At 73.6% G+C, this 21,292-nt stretch carries 19 protein-coding genes; 8 read left to right on the forward strand and 11 right to left on the reverse strand.

Going from position 1 to position 21,292, the window contains the following annotated elements:
• The 4 genes from FHS34_RS19795 to FHS34_RS19810 are packed head-to-tail and all read left to right on the forward strand — an operon-like array spanning position 1 to position 3,304.
• Positions 1-1,110 carry an enolase C-terminal domain-like protein gene (locus FHS34_RS19795; protein WP_184967150.1) on the forward strand — a complete coding sequence of 370 codons (1,110 nt, stop codon included), beginning with the start codon at positions 1-3 and terminating at the stop codon, positions 1,108-1,110.
• A 54-nt stretch (positions 1,111-1,164) separates the two neighbouring features.
• Positions 1,165-2,175 (forward strand): SDR family oxidoreductase, encoded by a 1,011-nt coding sequence (locus tag FHS34_RS19800; protein ID WP_184967152.1) that lies wholly within the window; start codon positions 1,165-1,167, stop codon positions 2,173-2,175.
• Between the two features lie 9 nt (positions 2,176-2,184).
• Positions 2,185-2,685 carry a metallophosphoesterase family protein gene (locus FHS34_RS19805; protein ID WP_184967154.1) on the forward strand — a complete coding sequence of 167 codons (501 nt, stop codon included), beginning with the start codon at positions 2,185-2,187 and terminating at the stop codon, positions 2,683-2,685.
• A gap of 22 nt (positions 2,686-2,707) precedes the next feature.
• Positions 2,708-3,304 (forward strand): GNAT family N-acetyltransferase, encoded by a 597-nt coding sequence (locus tag FHS34_RS19810; RefSeq protein WP_184967156.1) that lies wholly within the window; start codon positions 2,708-2,710, stop codon positions 3,302-3,304.
• A 107-nt stretch (positions 3,305-3,411) separates the two neighbouring features.
• On the opposite strand, the gene FHS34_RS19815 is transcribed toward FHS34_RS19810, so the two are convergent.
• Genes FHS34_RS19815 through FHS34_RS19845 form a run of 7 tightly spaced genes read right to left on the reverse strand, consistent with a single transcriptional unit; the run spans position 3,412 to position 11,115 of the window.
• Positions 3,412-4,071 (reverse strand): SRPBCC family protein, encoded by a 660-nt coding sequence (locus tag FHS34_RS19815; RefSeq protein ID WP_184967158.1) that lies wholly within the window; start codon positions 4,069-4,071, stop codon positions 3,412-3,414.
• 23 nt (positions 4,072-4,094) lie between these two features.
• Positions 4,095-5,201, reverse strand: coding sequence for an XdhC family protein (locus FHS34_RS19820; protein WP_184967160.1), 1,107 nt, complete (start codon positions 5,199-5,201; stop codon positions 4,095-4,097).
• Complete coding sequence (locus FHS34_RS19825) at positions 5,194-6,402, reverse strand: vWA domain-containing protein (protein ID WP_184967162.1); 1,209 nt, start codon at positions 6,400-6,402, stop codon at positions 5,194-5,196. The genes FHS34_RS19820 and FHS34_RS19825 overlap by 8 nt, the downstream gene beginning before the upstream one ends.
• A 5-nt stretch (positions 6,403-6,407) precedes the next feature.
• Entirely contained in the window at positions 6,408-7,283 is an 876-nt protein-coding gene (locus FHS34_RS19830; protein WP_184967164.1) for an AAA family ATPase, read from the reverse strand.
• Between the two features lie 15 nt (positions 7,284-7,298).
• Positions 7,299-8,153: an FAD binding domain-containing protein gene (locus tag FHS34_RS19835; RefSeq protein ID WP_184967166.1), complete on the reverse strand. Its 855-nt coding sequence runs from the start codon at positions 8,151-8,153 to the stop codon at positions 7,299-7,301.
• The gene (locus FHS34_RS19840; protein WP_184967168.1) at positions 8,150-10,636 is read right to left on the reverse strand and encodes a xanthine dehydrogenase family protein molybdopterin-binding subunit; all 2,487 of its coding nucleotides are present in this window, start codon (positions 10,634-10,636) and stop codon (positions 8,150-8,152) included. Before FHS34_RS19840 ends, FHS34_RS19835 begins: the two co-directional genes overlap by 4 nt.
• Positions 10,633-11,115 carry a (2Fe-2S)-binding protein gene (locus FHS34_RS19845; protein WP_184967170.1) on the reverse strand — a complete coding sequence of 161 codons (483 nt, stop codon included), beginning with the start codon at positions 11,113-11,115 and terminating at the stop codon, positions 10,633-10,635. Before FHS34_RS19845 ends, FHS34_RS19840 begins: the two co-directional genes overlap by 4 nt.
• Before the next feature lie 255 nt (positions 11,116-11,370).
• Here FHS34_RS19845 and FHS34_RS19850 point away from each other — a divergent pair, with 255 nt between their 5' ends.
• Positions 11,371-13,353, forward strand: a complete 1,983-nt coding sequence (locus FHS34_RS19850; protein WP_184967172.1) for an elongation factor G — start codon at positions 11,371-11,373, stop codon at positions 13,351-13,353.
• Positions 13,354-13,435: 82 nt separating this feature from the next.
• On the forward strand, positions 13,436-15,283 hold the full coding sequence (locus FHS34_RS19855; protein WP_184967174.1) for a cellulase family glycosylhydrolase: 1,848 nt from the start codon (positions 13,436-13,438) through the stop codon (positions 15,281-15,283).
• A gap of 69 nt (positions 15,284-15,352) precedes the next feature.
• Here the strand turns inward: FHS34_RS19855 and FHS34_RS19860 are convergent, their stop codons facing one another.
• Positions 15,353-16,612 carry a YncE family protein gene (locus tag FHS34_RS19860; RefSeq protein WP_184967176.1) on the reverse strand — a complete coding sequence of 420 codons (1,260 nt, stop codon included), beginning with the start codon at positions 16,610-16,612 and terminating at the stop codon, positions 15,353-15,355.
• A 140-nt stretch (positions 16,613-16,752) separates the two neighbouring features.
• Between FHS34_RS19860 and FHS34_RS19865 the strand changes: the two genes are divergently transcribed.
• Complete coding sequence (locus tag FHS34_RS19865) at positions 16,753-17,415, forward strand: TetR/AcrR family transcriptional regulator (protein ID WP_184967178.1); 663 nt, start codon at positions 16,753-16,755, stop codon at positions 17,413-17,415.
• Between the two features lie 110 nt (positions 17,416-17,525).
• Positions 17,526-18,551, forward strand: coding sequence for an alcohol dehydrogenase (locus tag FHS34_RS19870; protein WP_184967180.1), 1,026 nt, complete (start codon positions 17,526-17,528; stop codon positions 18,549-18,551).
• Positions 18,552-18,600: 49 nt separating this feature from the next.
• Here FHS34_RS19870 and FHS34_RS19875 read toward each other — a convergent pair whose 3' ends face one another.
• The 3 genes from FHS34_RS19875 to FHS34_RS19885 form a co-directional block, all read right to left on the reverse strand.
• A complete protein-coding gene (locus FHS34_RS19875; RefSeq protein ID WP_184967248.1) occupies positions 18,601-19,830 on the reverse strand; it encodes a glycosyltransferase in 1,230 nt (409 codons plus the stop codon).
• A gap of 104 nt (positions 19,831-19,934) precedes the next feature.
• Positions 19,935-20,267 carry a hypothetical protein gene (locus FHS34_RS19880; protein ID WP_184967182.1) on the reverse strand — a complete coding sequence of 111 codons (333 nt, stop codon included), beginning with the start codon at positions 20,265-20,267 and terminating at the stop codon, positions 19,935-19,937.
• The coding region (locus FHS34_RS19885) for a cytochrome c oxidase subunit I (RefSeq protein WP_184967184.1) at positions 20,264-21,292 on the reverse strand (1,029 nt) is incomplete at its 5' end. The genes FHS34_RS19885 and FHS34_RS19880, both read right to left, overlap by 4 nt.

Raw genomic sequence — 21,292 nt, forward strand, 5'->3', positions numbered from 1 at the left:
ATGAGCGACCAGCCGGCCGTGGACGCGGTCGAGGCCGCCGTCTACACCGTGCCCACCGACGCCCCCGAGGCGGACGGCACCCTCGCCTGGGACAGCACCACCCTCGTCCTGGTCACCGTCCGCTCCGGCCCCACGACCGGGCTCGGCTACACCTACGCCCCCGCCGCCACCGCATACGTCGTCCGCGAACCGCTCGCCGGCACCGTCACCGGTCTCCCCGCCCACGACGTGCCACGCGCCAACGAGCTCATGTGCCGGGCCGTGCGCAACGCCGGACTGCCCGGTGTGGCCGCCCAGGCCGTCGCCGCCGTCGACATCGCCCTGTGGGACCTGAAGGCCCGACTGCTCGGCCTGCCCCTCGTCCGCCTGCTGGGCGCCGTCCACGACGACGTGCCCGTCTACGGCAGCGGCGGCTTCACCACCTACGACAGCGCGCGGCAGGAACGCCAACTGCGCGGCTGGACCGAGGAACAGGGCATCCCCCGCGTCAAGATCAAGATCGGGGAGTCGTGGGGCGGCCGCGAGAAACGCGACCTGGAACGCGTCGCCCGGGCGCGGGCCGCCATCGGCGACACCGCCGAACTGTACGTGGACGCCAACGGCGGCTACACCGGCGGCCAGGCGATACGCGTCGCGGGCCGCCTCGGCGACCAGGACGTGACCTGGTTCGAGGAACCCGTCTCCTCCGACCACCTCGGCACCCTCGCGGACATCCGCGGCCGGACCCCGATGGACGTCACCGCCGGCGAGTACGGCTACACCCTCCCGTACTTCGCGCACATGCTGGCCGCCGGGGCCGTCGACTGCCTGCAGGCCGACGTGACCCGGTGCGGCGGCATCACCGTCTGGCTGCGCGCCGCCGCGCTCGCCCACGCGCACGGGCTCGACGTCTCCGGGCACTGCGCGCCCCACGCCCACGCCCATGTGGCCGCCGCCGTGCCCAACCTGCGCCACCTGGAGTGGTTCCACGACCACGTCCGCATCGAAAGGCTCCTGTTCGACGGCGTCCTCGACCCCGGCGGCGGCAGCGTCACGCCGGGCGCCGACGGAGCACCGGGCCTCGGGCTGACCCTCGCGGAGGAGCGGGCGGCGGCGTACCGGGTGGAGTGACACGGACCAGGCGACAGACCACGCGACAGACCTCGTACGCACAAGGAGAGGACCATGCCCCCCACCGTCGTCATCACCGGTGCCAGCGCCGGCATCGGCCGCGCCACCGCGCGCCTGTACGCCCGGCGCGGCGCGAACGTCGTCCTGGTCGCACGCGGACAGGGCGGCCTGGAGGCGGCGGCCGACGAGGTCGCGGCCCTCGGCGGACGCCCCCTCGTCCAAGCGGCCGACACGGCCGACCCGGAGCGGGTGGAGGCCGTCGCCGACGCCGCCGAGAAGGAGTTCGGCCCGATCGACGTCTGGATCAACTGCGCCTTCTCCACCGTGTTCGCGCCCTTCGAGGAGATCACCGCCGAGGAGTTCGAGCGGGTCACCGCGGTGACCTACCTCGGCTTCGTCAACGGCACCCGCTCGGCACTGAAACGCATGCTGCCCCGCGACCGCGGCACCATCGTGCAGGTCGGCTCCGCGCTCGGGGAACGCTCCATCCCGCTGCAGTCGGCGTACTGCGGAGCCAAACACGCCATCAACGGCTTCACCTCCTCCGTGCGCACGGAGCTGCTGCACCGCGGCAGCAACGTGCGCGTCACCGTCGCCCAGATGCCCGCGGTCAACACGCCCCAGTTCCAGTGGGTGCGCTCCCGCCTGTCCAAGCATCCGATGCCGGTGCCGCCGATCTACCAGCCGGAGGTCGCCGCGCGGGGCGTCCTGTACGCCGCCGACCATCCCGGCCGCAAGCAGTACTACGTCGGCGCCAGCACCGTGGCCACCATCTGGGCCAACCGGTTCGTCCCCGCGCTGCTCGACCGCTACCTGGCCCGCACCGGCTTCGACTCCCAGCAGACCGACAGCGTCCCCCCGGCCGGCCTGGACAACCTCTTCGAACCGGTCGACCGCACGCCCGCCGACGACCAGGGCGCGCACGGCGCCTTCGACGACGGCTCCCACGCCCGCTCCTGGCAGGAGACCCTGGTCCGGCACCCCGCCGCCACCGCCCTCGGCGCGGGCGCCGCGGCACTCGGCGTCGCGCGTGGCCTGCGCCGGCTGACCTCCCGGAACCCCTAGGCTGACGGCGTGCGCCTGCTGCTCATGTCCGACACGCACCTGCCCAAGCGCGCCAAGCTGCTGCCGGAGCAGCTGCTCGCCGAACTCCCGCACGCCGACGTCGTGTTCCACGCGGGGGACTGGGTCGACACCGCCACCCTCGACCTGCTGGAGAGCCGCAGCCGCCGGCTGATCGGGGTCTACGGCAACAACGACGGCCCAGAGCTGCGCGCCCGGCTCCCCGAGGTCGCCCACGCGGAACTGGGCGGCCTGCGCTTCGGCGTCGTCCACGAGACCGGCCCCGCCCAGGGCCGTGAGGCCCGGTGCACGGCCCGCTTCCCCGGCCTCGACGTCCTGGTCTTCGGGCACAGCCACATCCCCTGGGACACCACCGCGCCCGGCGGCCTGCGCCTGCTCAACCCAGGCTCCCCGACCGACCGGCGCCGCCAGCCCCACTGCACCTACCTCACCGCGACGGTCGCCGACGGAGCGCTCACCGAGGTGACCCTGCACCGGCTGCCACGGCGGTGACGGCCCGTGACATCATCCCCGGATGATCAACAGCTCCGGGATACCCGCCGTCGTACCCGCCGGCCGCCTCGCCGACCGTGACCAGCCCGTGCTGCCGCTGCCCGGCGGGCTGGAACTGCGGCCCTGGCGCCTCGACGACGCCGACGCCGACGCCCTGCACACCGCTGGGCAGGACCCGGCGATCAGCCGCTGGAACCTCTTCACCGTCGCCGGCCGTGACGAGGCGCGCGCCAGGATCGAACGCCTGCACGCGCGCCGGCGGGCCGAGACCGGGGCGATCTGGGCCGTCGCCCCGACCGGCGGCGCGGCCGTCGGGCTCGCCGGCCTCAACGACGTGGACCTGGCGGGCGGCACCGCCGAGGTCGTCTACTGGGTACTGCCGGAGGGGCGCGGCCGCGGCATCGCGGTCGCGGCGACCCGGCGGCTCAGCGGCTGGGCCCTGGACGAGCTGGGACTGCACCGGCTGGTGCTGTGCCACTCGACGGCCAACCCCGCGTCCTGCCGGGTGGCCGAGAAGGCCGGATACACCGCCGAGGGCACCCACCGCAGCGCCCTGCTGCACGCCGACGGCTGGCACGACCAGCACGTGCACGCCCGCGTGGCCGGAGATCCCGCTTAGCGGGCACGGGAGCAGTCGGTGCCGGGTGCGGGTTGGCCGGTGGGTGTGGGTGTGGGTGTGGGTGCGTCGTGGTTGTTCGCGCAGTTCCCCGCGCCCCTTTCGGGGCGCTACCGGCGTCGTTTGCCGTGGCGCCGTCGGTTGCGGCGGCACAGGCGTAGGGCCACGGTCAGGGCCGCCAGGGCCGCTGCCAGGGCCGCCGCCCGTTTGGCCACCGGGAGGCCGGCGACGTGCAGCAGGTCGAGCGGTTCCGGTTCCGGTTCCGCCGGGCCGGCCGTAGCCGTCGCCGTCCCGCCCTCCCGCGGCTGCTCCTCCGTGGCCGGGGGCCGCTCGGTCAGCCGCTTCGCCAGACAGTCCGCGAACTGGGACACCAGGCGGTCGCCCACCTCCGCCAGCACCCCGCGCCCGAACTGCGCCGGGCGCCCGGTCACCGTCAGATCGGTCCGCACCGACACCGCCGTACCGCCGTCGCGCCCGCTCAGTTCCGCGGTGACCGTCGCCCGGGCCGTGCCCTGCCCCCGCGTCTCCCGGCCGCTCGCCACGAGCACCATCCGGTGCGCCGACTCGTCCTGCTCCTCGAACACCGCCGTGCCCCGGTAGGTGACGGTGACCGGGCCGACCTTGACCTTCACCGAGCCGGTCACGGTCCTGCCGTCGTACTCCTCCACCGTCGCGCCCGGCAGGCAGGGTGCCACGCGCTCGATGTCCAGGAGCGCGGGCCAGGCCTCGTCGACCGGGACGGGGACGGTGAACTCGTGCTGCAGCTCCATGACTTCTCCTCGCACTCAGAGCATCAGACGGCGGCGGGCGGGTGGATGGCCCCGGTGGTCGCGGTCAGCGGCGTTCCGCTGCCGCCCCAGCGCAGGGCGACGATCTCGGCGGCGACGGACACGGCGACCTCCTCGGGCGTACGGGCCCCGAGGTCGAGCCCCAGCGGTGAGCGCAGCCGGGACAGCTCCACCGGGGTGAGACCGGCCTCGGCCAGGCGTTCGCGCCGCTCGTCGTGGGTACGGCGGCTGCCCATCGCCCCGATGTAGGCCGCCGGCCGGCGCAGCGCCTCCTCCAGCAGCGGCACGTCGAACTTCGGGTCGTGGGTGAGGACGCAGATCACCGTGCGCTCGTCGGTGCCGGTGCTCCGCAGATAGCGGTGCGGCCACTCCACGACGACCTCCACACCCGGAGGGAAGCGCTTGGGCGTGGCGAAGACCGGGCGGGCGTCGCACACGGTGACCCGGTAGCCGAGGAAGGCGCCGATCCGGGCCACCGAGGCCGCGTAGTCGATCGCGCCGAACACCAGCATGCGCGGCGGCGGCGCGAAGGACTGGAGGAACACGGTGACGTCGTCCTCCCGGCGCTCGCCGCGCGGCCCGTAGTGCCGCAGGACCGTCGCGCCGAGGGCGAGTTCGCCGCGCGCGTCGGCCGTGACGGCGGCGTCGAGCCCGCTGGTGCCGAGGGTGCCGGACGCGGTGTCCGCCCAGACCGCGCGGGCGGCCCCGCGCGGGGCGGGCCCGTCGACCACCGTGGCCACGGTCACCGGCTCGCCCGCGTCCACCGACGCCGCGACCGCCCCGAACACCGGGTCCGTCCCGGGCGTCACCGGCCGCACCAGCAGAGTGATCTCCCCACCGCAGGTCAGCCCCACCGCGAACGCGTCCTCGTCGCTGTACCCGAAGCTCTCCAGCCGGGCCTCGCCGCTCGCCACCACCTCTCGCGCGAGTTCGAACACCGCGCCCTCGACGCAGCCGCCCGACACGCTCCCCACCACCTCGTCGTCCGGGCCCACGGCCATCGCGGCACCGGGCCCGCGCGGCGCGCTGCGGCTGACCGCGACGACGGTGGCGAGCCCGAACGGGGCCCGGTCGCTGTACCAGCGTTCCAGCGCCGGGAGGATCTCACGCACGCTGCGCTCCTTTCACGACGGCCGCGCCGTCCGCGGCCCCGCGCACCACCGCCGCCAGTCGCTCCAGTGCCGCGAGGCTGTGCCCCTCGACGAAGGCGTCGACACTGGGCAGGGCGGCGGCCATCCCGGCCGCCAGCGGCGCGTAACCGGGGCGGGCCTTGCGGGGGTTGGCCCAGATCACCTGGTGGGCGAGGGCGTGCAGCCGGCGCATCTGCGCGCCGAGCAGCTCCGGATCCCCACGCTCCCAGCCGTCCGACATGAGGACGACGACCGCGCCGCGCGCCATGCCGCGCTGCCCCCAGCGGTTCAGGAACTCGCGCAGCAGCTCGCCGAGGCGGGTGCCGCCGCGCCAGTCCGGTACGGCCGCGGCGAGGGCGGCCATCGCCAGGTCAGGGTCCCGGTGGGACAGTTCGCGGGTCGTCCGGGTCAGCCGGGTGCCGATGGTGAAGACCTCCGTGCGGCCGGCCCGCACCGCCGCGTGCGCGAACCGCAGCAGCGCGTCCGCGTACGGCGCCATCGAACCGCTCACGTCGACCAGCAGCACCACCCGGCGGGGGCGCTCCACGCGCGCGTGCCGTCGCAGCCGGGCGGGTTCCCCACCGCGCCGCAGCAACTCCCGTACGGTGCGCCGCGGATCGACGTCCCCGCGCCGGGCCGGACGGCGCCGGGCCGTGCGCCGGGTCTGCCCGTGCAGCGCGAAGGCGGCGAGCAGGCAGCGCAGCTGGGCGCGTTCGGCGGTGTCCAGTTCGGCCACGTCACGATGGCGCAGCACCTCCGCCGAGCTGGCCAGCGTGGCCGTGGGCGGACCCGCGGGCTCGCTCCCGGCCGGCCCGCCCGGCACACCGGCCGCCTCCCGCACGGTGAGCCGCAGCCGGGGCGGGGGAGCGGCACGCACCCGCCGCGGGGCCGCGTCGCCGCGCGCCCCGAAGTACGCGGCGAACACCCGCTCGTACCGCTCCAGGTCGTCGTGGCCGCCGCACAGCGTCGCCCGGCCGGCCCAGTACACGTCCGCCCGCATCCCGGGCCGCAGTACGGCCACGGCACGCAGGAACGCGTACAGCCGCTCGGTGCTGACGTCGAGCCCGGCCGCCCGCAGCGCCCGGGCGAAGCCGACCAGCACGGCGTCGGCGCCGAGTGGTGTCCCGGGAGGGCCGCCCTGCGTGCCGGGCGGCCGGTCCACCGCGCCGTCGGCCGTGCCCATCGCCGTCACACCCCCCGGGCGGCCAGGGCCGCCGCGAGGTCCAGGCCCCGGGCCCGGTCCATGTCCTCCCGGTACTTCAGCACCGAACCCAGCGTCGTCACCGCCAGGTCCGCGTCCGCCTCCCGGGCGCCCAGCGCGTCCAGCGCCTGCGCCCAGTCGATCGTCTCGGCCACACCCGGGGGCTTGAGCAGGTCCGCGCCCCGCAGGGTCTGCACCAGCGAGGTCACCTGCTCGGCCAGCCGCGCCGACACCTCGGGGAGCCGGCGCCGCACGATGGCCAGTTCCCGCGCGAAGGACGGATGGTCGAACCAGTGGTAGAGGCACCGCCGCTTCAGCGCGTCGTGCACCTCCCGGGTCCGGTTGGAGGTCAGCACCACCACCGGCGGCACCTCGGCCCGCAGCGTGCCGAGTTCCGGGATCGAGACGGAGTACTCGGACAGCAGCTCCAGCAGGAACGCCTCGAACTCGTCGTCGGCACGGTCGATCTCGTCGACCAGCAGCACCGACGGCTGCGTCTGGAGGGCCTGGAGCAGCGGCCGGGCGATCAGGAACCGCCGGTCGTACAGCTCGCTCTCCAGACGGTCGGCGTCCGTCACCCCGGCCGCCTCGGCGGCCCGCAGGTGCAGCAGCTGACGCGGGAAGTCCCAGTCGTACAGCGCCTGCGAGGCGTCGATGCCCTCGTGGCACTGGAGACGGATCAGCGGCGCGCCGAGCGCCTCGGCGAGGGCGGCGGCGAGCGCGGTCTTGCCGACGCCCGCGTCGCCCTCGCAGAACAGCGGCCGGTGCAGCCTCAGGGCCAGGAAGCAGGTGACGGCCAGCCCCTCGTCGACGAGGTACCCCGTCTCCTCCAGGCGGGCCCGCACCTGCTCCGGGCCGTCCATCCGGGTGATCGGCGCTCACCCCCATCCGGTGGCGGTCAGCACCGCCCGCCGGGTCAGCACGCGCGCGAGGTGCCGCCGGTACTCGGGGGAGGCCGCCAGGTCCTGCGACGGCCGGGCTCCCTCGGCCGCCGCCTCGGCGGCCCGGGCCACGGCCTCGGGGCCGTCGGCGCCGGACAGCGCCTCCTCGGCGGCCGTGGCCCGCAGCGGTGTGGAGCCCATGTTGGTGAGGCCGACGCGCGCCTCGGCGATGTGCCCGTCGTCGCGCCGCACGAGCGCCGCGACACCGACGATGGCCCAGGACTGGGCGACCGGGTGGAACTTCTCGTAGTGGAAGCTCCAGCCGTCCGTCTTCGGGATCCGCACCTCCACCAGGAGTTCGTCGGGTGCCAGCGCCGACTGGAGGTAGTCCACGAAGAACTCCCGCGCCGGTACCGTGCGCCGGCCGCCGGGGCCCGCCACCACCAGCTCGGCGTCCAGCGCCAGGGCGACGGCGGGCAGGTCCCCGGCCGGGTCGGCGTGCGCGAGGGAGCCGCCGAGGGTGCCCCGGTGCCGTACCGCCGGGTCGGCGACCGTGGCGGTCGCCTCGGCCAGCAGACCGGCGTGCCGGCGCACCAGCGGGTCCCGGACCACCTCGTGGTGCGTGGTCATGGCGCCGATGACGAGCGTGTCGCCGTCCTCGCGGACCCCGCGCAGCTCGCCGATCCTGCCGACGTCCACGACGAGTTCGGGGAAGGCCAGCCGCATCCGCAGCAGCGGCAGCAGGCTCTGCCCGCCGGCCAGCACCTTGCCGTCCTCGCCCGCGCCCGCGAGGACGCGCACCGCCTCGTCCACGCTGCCGGGCCGGGCGTACTCGAATGCGGGGGGAATCATGCCTGGTCCTCCTTCCCCGAGGGGTCGTACTGGCCCACGTCGCCGGACTGCGCCGCCTGCCCGGACTGGCCGGACTGCGCGGGCCCCGTCCCCTCGACGTCCTCGGCCGGGACGCCGCCGCCGGACCGTGCCGCCTGGACCGCCTGCCACACCCGGTGCGGCGAGCAGGGCATCCGGACGTCCCGCACACCGAGCGGCCGCAGGGCGTCCACCACGGCGTTGACGACCGCGGGCGTCGACGCGATGGTCCCCGCCTCGCCGACGCCCTTGACACCCATCGCGTTGTCGACGGCCGGGGTCTCGGTGCGGTCGGTGACGAAGTCCGGCAGGTCCGCCGCCGACGGCACCAGGTAGTCGGCCATCGTGCCGGAGACCAGGTTGCCCTGGTCGTCGTAGACGGCCTCCTCGAACAGCGCCTGCGCGATGCCCTGGGCGAGCCCGCCGTGCACCTGGCCCTCGACGATCATCGGGTTGACGACCGTGCCGACGTCGTCCACGCACACGTACGCGCGGATGCGCACCTTGCCGGTCTCCGTGTCGACCTCGACCGCGCACAGATGGGTGCCGTGCGGGAAGGAGAAGTTCTCCGGATCGAGGACCGTCTCGGCGTTGATCGACGGCTCCATCCCGTCGGGCAGGTCGTGCGAGGTGAACGTCTCGAAGGCGATCTCCTGGATCGTCCTGCGGGCCTCCGGGGAGCCCTTCACCGAGAACGCCCCGCCACTGAACTCCAGGTCCTGCTCGCTGGCCTCCAGCAGGTGGGCTGCGACCTTGCGCGCCTTGTCCACGACCTTCACGGCAGCCCGGTGCACGGCCTCGCCGCCGACGGCCAGCGAACGCGAGCCGTAGGTGTCCATGCCCATCGGGGACGACTTGGTGTCGCCGTGCACGACCTCGACGTCGTCGAACGGCACGCCCAGCACGTCGGCCGCGATCTGGCTCCAGCAGGTCTCGTGGCCCTGCCCGTGCGGGCTGGTGCCGGTGACGACCTCGACCTTGCCGGTCGGCAGCATGCGGATGCTCGCCGCCTCCCAGCCGCCGGCCCCGTACCTGAGGTCGCGCAGCACCCGGCTCGGCGCGAGACCGCACATCTCCGTGAAGGTCGACACACCGATGCCGAGGCGTACGGTGTCGCCGCGCTCGTTGCGCTTGCGCTGCTCGGCGCGCAGGTCGTCGTAGCCGAACAGGGCCAGCGCCTTCTCGGTCGCGGCCTCGTAGTTGCCGCTGTCGTAGGTCAGGCCGGCGATCGTGGCGTACGGGAACTCCTCGTGCCGGATCCAGTTCCGGCGCCGTACCTCCACCGGGTCCAGGCCGAGTTCCACGGCCAGCTCGTCCATGATCCGCTCGATGGCGAACGTGGCCTCCGGGCGGCCGGCGCCGCGGTAGGCGTCGGTGGGGGTCCGGGTGGTGAAGACGCCGGTGCAGTTGAATTCGTAGGCGTCCATCTTGTAGATGCCCGGGTACATGAAGGCGCCGAGGATCGGGATGCCCGGGGTGACGAGCATCAGGTAGGCGCCCATGTCGGCGAGCAGGTCCACCTTCAGGCCGAGCAGCCTGCCCTCGCGGGTGGCGGCGATCTCCACGTCCTGGATCATGCCGCGGCCGTGGTGCGTCGCCAGGTAGCCCTCGGAGCGGGACTCGGTCCACTTCACCGGGCGCCCGAGCCTGCGGGCCACCGCGAGGGCCAGCGCCTCCTCGCCGTACACCTGGAGCTTGGAGCCGAAGCCGCCGCCCACGTCGGGGGCGATCACCCGCAGCTTCTGCTCGGGGATGCCGGTGACCGTGGCCAGCATGATCCGCAGGATGTGCGGGATCTGGGTCGCGGAGTGGACCGTGTACTCGCCGGAGGAGGCGAGCGGTGTGACGACCACCGCGCGCGGTTCCATGGCGTTGGGGATCAGCCGCTGCTGGTGGTAGCGGCGCTTCAGGGTCACCTCGGCGCGCTCGCGGACCGCGTCGAAACTCTCGCCGGTGGCGAGCGGCCAGGTGTAGCAGCGGTTGGTGCCCTTGTCGGCGTGGACCAGCGGCGCGTCCTCGGCGAGCGCGGCCTCCAGGTCGAGCACCGGGGGCAGCGGGTCGTAGTCGACCTCCACCGCCTCCAGCGCGTCGGCGGCCGCGTACCGGTCGCGGGCGACCACGACGGCCACCGGGTCACCGGCGTAGCGGACCTCGTCGACGGCGACCGGCGGGTGGTCGGGCAGCACGATGTCCTCGGTCACGGGCCAGGCGCAGGGCAGCGAGCCCAGTCCCCCGGCGAGGTCGGCGCCACTGAAGGCGGCGACGACACCCGGCCGTTCCAGGGCGGGGGAGACGTCGACGCGGGTGAGGCGGGCGTGGGCCATCGGGCTGCGCAGCACGGCGAGGTGGAGCAGGCCCGCGACCTGGATGTTGTCCGTCCAGTTGGTCTGGCCGGTGATCAGCCGGGCGTCCTCCTTGCGGAGCCGGGAGCGGCCGATCTCGTGTTCCACGGCCTGATCGGTCATGCCCTGGCCTCCTCGCCGACCTGGTGCTCGGCCGCCGCGAGCACGGCACGGACGATGTTCTGGTAACCCGTGCACCGGCAGAGGTTGCCCTCCAGCGCCTGTCGCACCTCGTTTGGGGCCGGGTGCGGATTCTCACGGAGCAGATCGCGGGCCGCCATGATCATCCCGGGGGTGCAGTAGCCGCACTGCAGGCCGTGCCGTTCGTGGAAGGCGTGCTGCAGCGGTGTCCACTCGCCGTCCCGCGCGAGCCCCTGGACCGTCGTCACCTCGCCGCCGTCCGCCTGGACGGCCAGCACCGAGCAGCTCTTGACCGTCGCGCCGTCCAGTTCGACGGTGCACGCCCCGCAGTTCGAGGTGTCACAGCCGATCGGGGTGCCGGTGAGGCCGAGGCGGTCGCGCAGGTAGTGGACGAGGAGGAGACGCGGTTCCACGTCGTCCTCGTACGCCGTGCCGTCCACCTTGACCTTGATGTGGGTCATGCGCCCTCCAAGGCGTGCGCGCAGGAGTGGAGAACAAGCCAGATTGGCGTGATGTAGGTCACTCTAAGTCCGCCCCCTGATGGCGGCGAGTGCTACGGGCGGGGAGTCGTTGAACGTTAATGCATTGCCGTCGCGTCAGCGGTTCTGCTGCACTGCTGGGCGACCCCGACGACACACCGAAAGGCCCTCCGATGCGAGCTGCGCGCATGTCCTCACCGAAGCAATCCATCCCCACGCCGAAGGACATCGCGCTCAGTGCACCTGCTCAACCTCGGAATCCTCGCGCACGTCGACGCGGGTAAGACCAGCCTGACCGAACGGCTGCTGTACACCGCCGGAGTGATCGACGAGATCGGCAGCGTCGACGCCGGCAGCACCACCACCGACACGCTCGCGCTGGAGCGGCGGCGCGGCATCACCATCAAGTCCGCCGTCGTGTCGTTCCCGCTCGCCGGCGTCACCGTCAACCTCATCGACACCCCCGGTCACCCGGACTTCATCGCCGAGGTCGAGCGCGTGCTCGGCGTCCTCGACGGCGCCGTCCTGGTCGTCTCCGCCGTCGAGGGCGTCCAGGCACAGACCCGGGTGCTGATGCGCACCCTGCGCCGGCTGGGCATCCCCACCCTGGTCTTCGTCAACAAGATCGACCGGCGCGGCGCCCGGGACGCGGCCGTGCTCCGCCAGATGGCGCAGCGGCTGGCCGTACCGCTCGTCCCGATGGGGACCGCCGCCGGGCTCGGCACACGCGCCGCCCGCTTCGTCCCGGACCTCGGCCCGGCCGCGCTGGAGGCGCTCGCGGACCGGGACGACGACCTGCTGGCCGCCTATCTCGACGGCGGGGTCCCCGAAGGCCGGCTGCGCCGGTCCCTGACCGCGCAGACCCGCGGCGCCTCGGTCCACCCGGTGTACTTCGGCTCCGCCGTCACCGGAGCCGGTGTGCCCGAGCTGATCGGCGGCATCGAGCGGCTTCTGCCCACCGCCCCCGGCGACCCGGGCGGCCGCCTGTCCGGCACGGTCTTCAAGGTGGAGCGGGGCCCGGCGGGCGAGAAGGTGGCCTACGCCCGCCTCTTCTCCGGCACCCTGCGCGTCCGCGACCGCATCCCGTTCGGGGACGGCCGCCGTGGCGCCGGTGGCGAAGGCCGCGTCACCGCGCTCACCGTCTTCGACCGTGGCACGGACAGCCGGGCCGACCGGGCGGGACCGGGGCGGATCGTCAAGGTGTGGGGCCTGGGCGGCGTCCGGACCGGCGACGCGCTCGGCGCGCCCGGCCGGTCCTGCGAGCACCATTTCGCGCCGCCCACCCTGGAGACGGTCGTCGTGCCCGGCCCCGGCACGGACCGGCGCTCCCTGCACCTCGCGCTGACCCAGCTGGCCGAACAGGACCCGCTGATCGGCGTCCGCCACGACGAACGGCGCGGCGAGACCTCGGTGTCCCTCTACGGCGAGGTGCAGAAGGAGGTCGTCCAGGCCACCCTCGCCGAGGAGTACGGCCTCGACGTCGCCTTCCGCGAGACGACGACCCTGTGCGTCGAACGGCCGTCCGGCACCGGGCACGCCGTCGAGTTCAACAAGAAGGACGCGAACCCCTTCCTCGCCACCGTCGGCCTGCGCGTCGACCCGGCCCCGCCGGGCTCGGGCGTCGCGTTCCGCCGGGAGGTGGAGCTGGGGTCGATGCCGTACGCCTTCTTCAAGGCCGTCGAGGACACCGTGCGGGAGACGCTCGGCCAGGGACTGCACGGCTGGGAGGTCACCGACTGCACGGTCACCATGACCCACTGCGGCTACTCGCCCCGCCAGAGCCATGCGCACCAGGGCTTCGACAAGAGCATGTCGAGCACCGGCCACGACTTCCGGGGCCTGACCCCGCTGGTCCTGGTCGAGGCGCTGCGCCAAGCCGGCACCCTGGTGCACGAGCCGATGCACCGCTTCCGCCTGGAGGCGCCCGCCGACACGCTCGGCGCGCTGTTGCCGGTGCTGGCCCGGCTCGGGGCGGTGCCGGAGAGCACCGGCACCCAGGCCGCCGCCTGTGTGCTGGAGGGCACGGTGCCGGCCGCCCGGGTGCACGGCCTGGAGCAGCGGCTGCCGGGGCTGACCCGGGGCGAGGGGGAGCTGGAGACGGCCTTCGACCACTACGCGCCGGTGACCGGCGGCACGGTCCCGCGGCGGCCGCGCACCGACCACAACCCGCTGAACCGGAAGGAGTACCTGCTGAACGTCACCCGCCGGACGGGCGAGTGATCCCTTGGTCTGACTGATAGTCAACTTACCGAGAAGTCAGTACCTATTGACGCCTCCGGGAGAGCGCCGGACTGTGGTGTACATGCCGAATTTCTGGGCGCGTCTGCCGGCTGTCCTGGTCGTCCTCTGCGGATCCCTGACGGTGGCGGGAGCCCCGCCCGCCACCGCCGCCGGCCCTTCCGGCTCCCTCTGGTTCGACGGCGCCCCGCTGACCGTGCGGGACGGCCGGTTCACCGACGGGCAGGGCCGCGAGGTCGTCCTGCGCGGCTACAACGTCTCCGGCGAGAGCAAACTCGCGGAGAACGGCGGCCTGCCCTTCGCCTCGGTGGCCGACGCCAGGAAGTCCGCCACCGCGCTGCGCGCCCTCGGCGGCGGCAACGCGGTCCGGTTCCTGCTCTCCTGGGCGCGCGCCGAGCCCGTGCGCGGTCAGGTGGACACCGCCTATCTGACCGCCGCCACGGAACAACTGCGCGCCTTCCTGGACGCGGGTGTCCGCGTCCACCTCGACTTCCACCAGGACCTGTACTCCCGCCACCTGTTCGACGCGGGCAGCTGGTACACCGGCGACGGCGCCCCCGAATGGGCCGTCGACGCCGGGAGTTACCCCAGGGAGTCCTGCGGGATCTGCTTCTTCTGGGGCCAGAACATCACCCAGAACGCGGCCGTGCGGCAGGCCCAGTACGACTTCTGGCACAACGCCCACGGCCTCCAGGACGCCTTCCTGGCCACCGCCCAGGCCACCATGGACCACATCCGACGGCACCTGTCCGCCGAGGAGTTCGCGGGAATCGCCGGCTTCGACCCGTACAACGAGCCGTACGCGGGCGACTACGACTCCGGGCAGACCTCCCGCACCTGGGAACGCGACCTGCTCTGGCCGTTCTACGTGAGGTTCCGCGCCCGCATGGACGCCGCCGGATGGCAGGACAAGCCCGCCTTCGTCGAGCCGAACCTGTTCTGGAACGCCAACATCTCCGCCCAGAGGCAGGAGGGCGGCCTGCTGGACGCCGGCCCGCTCGGCCCGGGCTACGTCTTCGACACCCACTTCTACGACCAGAAGGCCATCTCCGGCATCCTCATGTGGGGCAAGGCGGCCGACGGCCAGTACGCCGCCGACTTCGCCGCCGTCCGCGACCGCGCCTCGGCCGCCGGCACCGCCGCCGTGGTCAGCGAGTTCGGCCACCCCCTGTCCGGCACGGTGTCGGACAAGGCGCCGACCGTGCTGAAGGCCATGTACCAGGCCCTCGACTCCGGCCGCGCCGGGGCGCGTTGGTGGACGGATCCGGCCGCCTCCGGCCCGGTGCTGTCCGGCACCCAGTGGCAGTGGGACCTCTACAGCGGCCGGCACCACGAGCCGATGAACGGCAACCCCGGCAAGGTGCTCACCGCCAAGGACGCCTGGAACGACGAGGACCTGTCCGCGGTACGGCTGGACGGCTCCGGGAACGCCACCCTGCGTCAGGACGCCCGCCTCCTGGACCGGCTCTACCCGGGCGCCACGGCCGGCACCACCCTCGCCTTCACCTACGAGGACCGCTCCCGCGACGGCTCCACCACGCTCACCTGGAACCCGGTGCCGGCCTCCCTGCCGCACGTGGCGGAACTGGTCGGCTCCGGCCAGTACGGCGTGCTCGTCTGGCGTTCCGGCGACGGCACCGCACCCACCGAACTCCACCTGCCGGCGTCCTTCCCCACCGCCGCCACCACCGTCGTCTCCGACCTGGGCACCGTGTCCGCCCCGCCCGCCGCCGGCCCGGTCGCCGTGGTCCCGGAGCCCGGCGGCACCGGAAGCCGCCGGCTGCTGCTCACCGACGCCGACTCCGGTGTCCCGCACTACGCGCTGGTCACCAACGGGGCGACGGCGCCCGCCCCGGACCTGCTGACCGCGGCGAGGTCCGAGCTGGCCGCGTGGGCGGCGACCCGGTTCTGACCGGTGAGCGGCCTCCGGGGTGAGTGGGGGCATCCCGGAGGCCGCGTCCGGCGGCCGGCCGGGCGCCGCTCAGCCGCCGTTCGGACCCGTCCAGTCCGCCGGTACACGCCCCAGCCGGACGCGCTGCGGGTGGTCGCCGACCGGGACCGACGTGACCTTCCGGCCGGTGGCGAAGTCGATCGCGGTCACCTGGTCGGCGCCGCTCTCGGAGACGATGCAGTCCCTGCCGTCCCCGCTGACCGTCGCCCAGTACGGCTTGGACGTCGACACCAGCGGGCCCTCCTGGAGCGAGGCACGGTCGACCACGGTCGCGTAGTCGTCCATGGTGCCCGCCACGCACAGCTTGGTGCCCTCGGGGTTCATGGAAATGCCGTGGTGCCGCGAGTCGTTGACCCAGGTGGTGCGGTCCTCGCTGGTCGCCGGGTTCTTCGGCAGGGTCTTCATCCGGGTGATCTTGTCGGTGGCCAGGTCGTACTCCAGGAAACCGTTGAAGAACGACACCTGGAAGTACAGCTTGGACTCGTCGGCGGAGAACACGGCCGGCCGGACGGCGTCGGAGAAGTTCCTCAGCCCGAAGGCGTCCAGCCGCTGCCGCATGTCGATGACCTTGACCTGCTTGTACGTCGTCGCGTCCACGACCGTGATGCGCCGGTCGCCCTTGGTCCAGTCCCAGCCCGGGTCGTCCAGGGCGGTGTTGACGTCGCCGATGGACATGTTCCAGATGTACTTGCCGTCCTTGGTGAAGATGTTCTCGTGCGGCTTGTCGCCGGTCGCGAACGACCCCAGCTGCCTGCCCGTGCCGATGTCCAGGACGTGCACGGTGTTCGCGGTCGAGGCGGAGACCGCCACCCGGGTGCCGTCCGGGGAGACCGCCATGTGGTCGGCGCGGTAACCGGACACCGGGAAACGCCAGTTGACCCTGCCGCTGGCCAGGTCGATGGAGACGACGTCCGCGAAGCTGGGCCGGGACACCACCACCGACCTGCCGTCCGGGGTCGCGTACATGTCGTCGGCGAACTGGTCGTGGCCCTCGCCGACACTGTTGCGGATCGCCTGGAAGTAGATCCACTTGATCGGGTCCGCGTTGATCTCCGCCATCCGCGCGTCCTTGTCCGGGACGACGTCGATCCGGCCGACCTTCGCGAAGTCGCCGGAGGACTCGATGACATCAGCGGTGCCGTCCCAGTTGTTGCCGACGAACAGCACCTCGCGCAGGCCGCCGGGCGCGGCGGAGCCCGCCGCGGCGGAGGCGGCGGTCGCCGGACCGGCGACGGTCAGGGCGAGGGCGGCGGTGACGGAGCACAGGTGCCTGGTTCTGGAGGCGGCCATGACGGCTCTCTTTCCTCTGGGGAGTCTGAACACGGGCGCATTCACAGTGAACTTACTGAAAAGTAAGGAGAGGGGGCCCTTCTCGACAAGATGTGTGCACGACAAGATTGGGGGTCCGGTGAGATGACGGAGGGGGACGCGTGGGGGGCAGGCTCAGAACGCCGACGGGACGCTACGGCGGCAGGTCCGCCGAGGAGCGGCAGGCCGAGCGGCGCCGCCGCTTCCTGGACGCGGCGCTGCGGCTGTTCGGCGACACCCCCGGCTACCGCGGCACCACGGTCGCCGCGCTGAGCCAGGCCGCCGGCCTGTCCACGCGCCAGTTCTACGAGGAGTTCCGCACCCTGGAGGACGTCCTCGCCGCACTCCACCTCCAGGTCAACGGCTGGGCCGAGCAGGCCGTCCTGGCCGCCCTCGCCGACGCGGAGGACCTGCCGCTGGCCGACCGTGCCACCGTGCTCTTCAGGGCCTACGCCCACGACGTCACCCGCGACCCGCGCCGTATCCGCATCGCCTTCGTGGAGATCATCGGCGTCAGCCCCCGCCTGGAGGAGCAGCGACTGGCCCGCCGGGCCCGCTGGGTCGACCTGATCCGCGCCGAGGCGGACGCGGCCGTGGCCCGCGGGGAGGCGGCGCCCCGCGACTACCGCCTCGCGGCCACCGCCTTCATCGGCAGCGTCAACGGCCTGCTGCACGACTGGACCGCCGGCTGGCTGGACGCCACGCTGGACGAGGTGGTGGACGAGCTGGTCCGGCTGCTGCTGGGGATGCTCCGGCCGGAGGACTGGCGGCCCGGGAGCCCCTGACACCGGCGCCGCCCAGGTCAGCCGGGGTGCCGGAGCCTCGGCGCGCAGGATCGGGCCCGAACTGGTCTGCTGGTGGCGAGGACCGTCGTACCCGTTCACCGGAGAGACAGATGAGCACTTACCGAGTTGCGCAGGTGACGACCGCGGGCGGCGCGGTCGAGCTGGCCGAGCGGGAGGTGCCCCGGCCGGGGCCCCGTCAGGTGCGGATCGCCGTCGAGGCGTGCGGGATCTGCCACAGCGACGCCCTCTTCGTGAACGCCGCACTGCCGGGCGTCAGCTTCCCGGTGGTCCCCGGGCACGAGATCGCCGGACGGGTGGAGGAACTGGGCGAGGGCGCGCAGGAATGGGGATACCGGACCGGCGACCGGGTGGCGGTCGGCTGGTTCGGCGGCAGCTGCGGCCACTGCACGCCCTGCCGCCGCGGTGACTTCATCGTCTGCGTCAGCCTCAAGGTGCCCGGCTGGACCTACGACGGGGGCTTCGCCGACCAGGTGATCGCGCCCGTCGACGCCCTGGCCCGGATTCCCGACGCGCTGGCGGCCACCGACGCGGGGCCCCTGGCCTGCGCGGGTGTGACCACGTACAACGGGCTGCGACACAGCTCCGCCAGGCCGGGCGACCGGGTCGCGGTCCTGGGCATCGGCGGCCTCGGCCACCTCGGCGTGCAGTACGCGGTGGCGATGGGCTTCGAGACGGTGGCGATCGCCCGGGGCCCCGAGAAGGCCGACTTCGCCAAGCGGCTCGGCGCCCGCCACTACATCGACAGCACGTCCGGCACCCCGGTCGCCGAGGCTCTGCAGTCCCTCGGCGGGGCCAAGGCGGTGCTGGCCACCGCCGGGAACTCCGAGGCCATCACGGCCACCGCCGACGGGCTCACGCCCCGAGGAGAGCTGGTGGTCATCGGTGCCGACAACGCGCCCCTCGGGATCAACCCGGCGCAGCTGCTGCTGGCCGGACGTGTCGTCCGCGGCCACCCGTCCGGCACCGCGCAGGACGTGGAGGACACCATGGCCTTCAGCGCCCTGCACGGCATCCGCCCGATGACCGAGACCGTGCCGCTGGACGACGCGGACCAGGCGTACCGCAAGATGCTCTCCGGCGGTGCCCGCTTCCGGATGGTCCTCACCACCGGCTGACGCGCCCGGCCGCCCGCGCCGGGAGCGCGCCGTCCGCCGGCCCGGCGGGTCAGCCGCCCAGCCGGTCCAGCGCGGCGAGCACCGGTGCGGTGCCGTCCTCGCCCCGGATGCGGGCTCCCAGGGCGTCGGCGCGCCGCCGGTACGCCGGGTCCCGGGTGGCCCGCACCAGCGCCGAGGCCAGCGCGTCCACAGTCAGGCGGCGCAGCGGTACGACGGCCGGGGCGACGCCCAGGGCGACCAGCCGGGCCGACCAGAAGCCCGCGTCGAACTGGACCGGGACCGGTACCGCCGGCACCCCGGCGCGCAGCCCGGCCGCCGTGGTGCCCGCGCCCGCGTGGTGGACCACCGCGGCCATCCGCGGGAAGAGCGCCGAGTGCGGTACCTCGCCGACGGTCAGCATGTCGTCCCCCTGGGCCGCGAGCCCGCCCCAGCCGCGCTGGATCACCCCGCGCAGCCCGGCCCGCCGCAGCGCCGCCACCACCCGTGCGCTGAGCCGCCGGGCATCCGGCACGGTGGCGCTGCCCAGCCCGACGAAGACCGGCGGCGCACCGGCGTCCAGGAACTCCCGCACCGCCTCGGGAAGTCGTGCCCCGGCGTCGTACGGCCACCAGTAGCCGCCCACCTCCAGGCCCGACCGCCAGTCGCGGGGCCGGGGCACCACCAGGGGGCTGAAGCCGTGGTGCACCGGCCAGCGCCGTCGCTCCCGCGCCCGCCACGCCGCACCGGCCCGCACCGGGGGCAGGCCGAGCCGCTCCCGCACGGCCGGCACCGCACCGGCGAACACATGCTCCACGGCCAGGCCGACCCCCTGCCCGGTGAGCCGGTTGACCGGCCCGCCCCAGGCGCCGCCGCCGAGCACCGGAGGCGCGAACTCCCGTGTACCGGCGAGGGGCTGCAGAAAGACGCCGAGGCTCGGCAGCCGCAGCCCTTCGGCGATCGTGTGACCGAGCGGGGCCAGCGAGGAGGACAGGAGCAGGACGTCGTTGTGGCGGGCGGCGGCGAGCAGGTCCTCGGTCATCCGTCCGACCACGCGCCGTGCCAGGTCCCCGACCCGCAGCAGTTTGCCGGGACCGCTGGTGCTGCGGTGCAGTCCCCGGCCCCGCGGGGACTCCAGTTCGGCCAGCGGATCCACCGGCAGCGCGTGGAACCGCACCGTCGAGCCCGCCACCAGCGGTTCGAAGCGGCCGTGGGTGACCAGGGTGACCTCGTGCCCGGCCAGGCCCAGCCGGTGCCCGAGCCCGGTGTAGGGGGCGGCGTCGCCCCGGGATCCCGCCGTCATGATCGCAACGCGCACGACGACCAGTATGGCGGGTCCGGCGCTCCCCGGGACCCCGGACGACCGGTGCGACACGACCGGTTCACGCCCCGGCGGCCGGAGGCCGGCTAGGCGGCCGTCGCCACCAAGGCCGCCGCCGCCAGCAGCGCGCACCCCAGGACACAGCAGGCCAGCAGCCGTCGGCGCAGCGCGCGGTAGCGCGTCTCGTACGCCTGCCGCAGTTCCTGCGCCCGCTCGGCCGTGCGCCCCCACGAGAGCCGGGCCAGCGCCAGGTACTCCGCCTCGAAGTGCCGTTCCAGGTCGTCCCGTTGGGATTCGGTGAGCCAGCCCAGCCGGGAGCTGAGGCGCAGCGCGGCGCCGCGCCCCTCTTCCCGCGCGGCGGCCAGCATCAGATGACCCTCGACCTGCCGGACGAGGTCTCGCTCGTCGTGGGCCGTCACCGCGCGGTCAACTCCCGCTCGGGCACGTGGGGGTGGTGCAGGTCGAACGCCGGGGACTCGCTGCGGATCCGCGGCAGGGTGAGGAAGTTGTGCCGGGGCGGCGGGCAGGAGGTCGCCCACTCCAGCGAGCGGCCGTAGCCCCACGGGTCGTCGACGCCGACCGGCTCGCCGTACCTGGCCGTCTTCCAGATGTTGTAGAAGAAGGGGAGCAGGGACGCGCCGAGCAGGAACGAGGACACGGTGGAGACCGTGTTGAGCGTCGTGAACCCCTCCGCCGCCAGGTAGTCGGGAATCCGGCGCTGCATCCCCTCGGCGCCCAGCCAGTGCTGGACCAGGAAGGTGCCGTGGAAGCCGACGAACAGCGTCCAGAAGGTCATCTTGCCCAGGCGCTCGTCCAGCAGCTTGCCCGTGAACTTGGGCCACCAGAAGTGGAAGCCGGAGAACATCGCGAAGACGACCGTGCCGAAGACCACGTAGTGGAAGTGGGCCACCACGAAGTACGAGTCGGAGACGTGGAAGTCGATCGGCGGCGAGGCGAGCATCACGCCCGTCAGCCCGCCGAAGACGAACGTGACGAGGAATCCCATGACCCACAGCATCGGCGCCTCGAAGGAGAGGCTTCCCCGCCACATCGTGCCGATCCAGTTGAAGAACTTCACCCCGGTCGGTACGGCGATCAGGAACGTCATGAAGGAGAAGAACGGCAGCAGCACACCACCGGTGACGTACATGTGGTGGGCCCACACCGTCACCGACAGGCCGGCGATCGCGACGGTCGCGGCGATCAGACCCATGTAGCCGAACATCGGCTTACGGGAGAAGACCGGGACCACTTCGCTGATGATGCCGAAGAACGGCAGGGCGATGATGTACACCTCTGGGTGGCCGAAGAACCAGAAGAGGTGTTGCCACAGCAGAGCTCCGCCGCCCGCCGCGTCGAAGACATGGGCGCCGAACTTGCGGTCCGCCTCCAGGGCGAACAGCGCGGCCGCGAGGACCGGGAAGGCCAGCAGGACCAGCACGGC

The sequence above is a fragment of the Streptomyces echinatus genome (assembly GCF_014203595.1).
Taxonomy (GTDB): domain Bacteria; phylum Actinomycetota; class Actinomycetes; order Streptomycetales; family Streptomycetaceae; genus Streptomyces; species Streptomyces echinatus.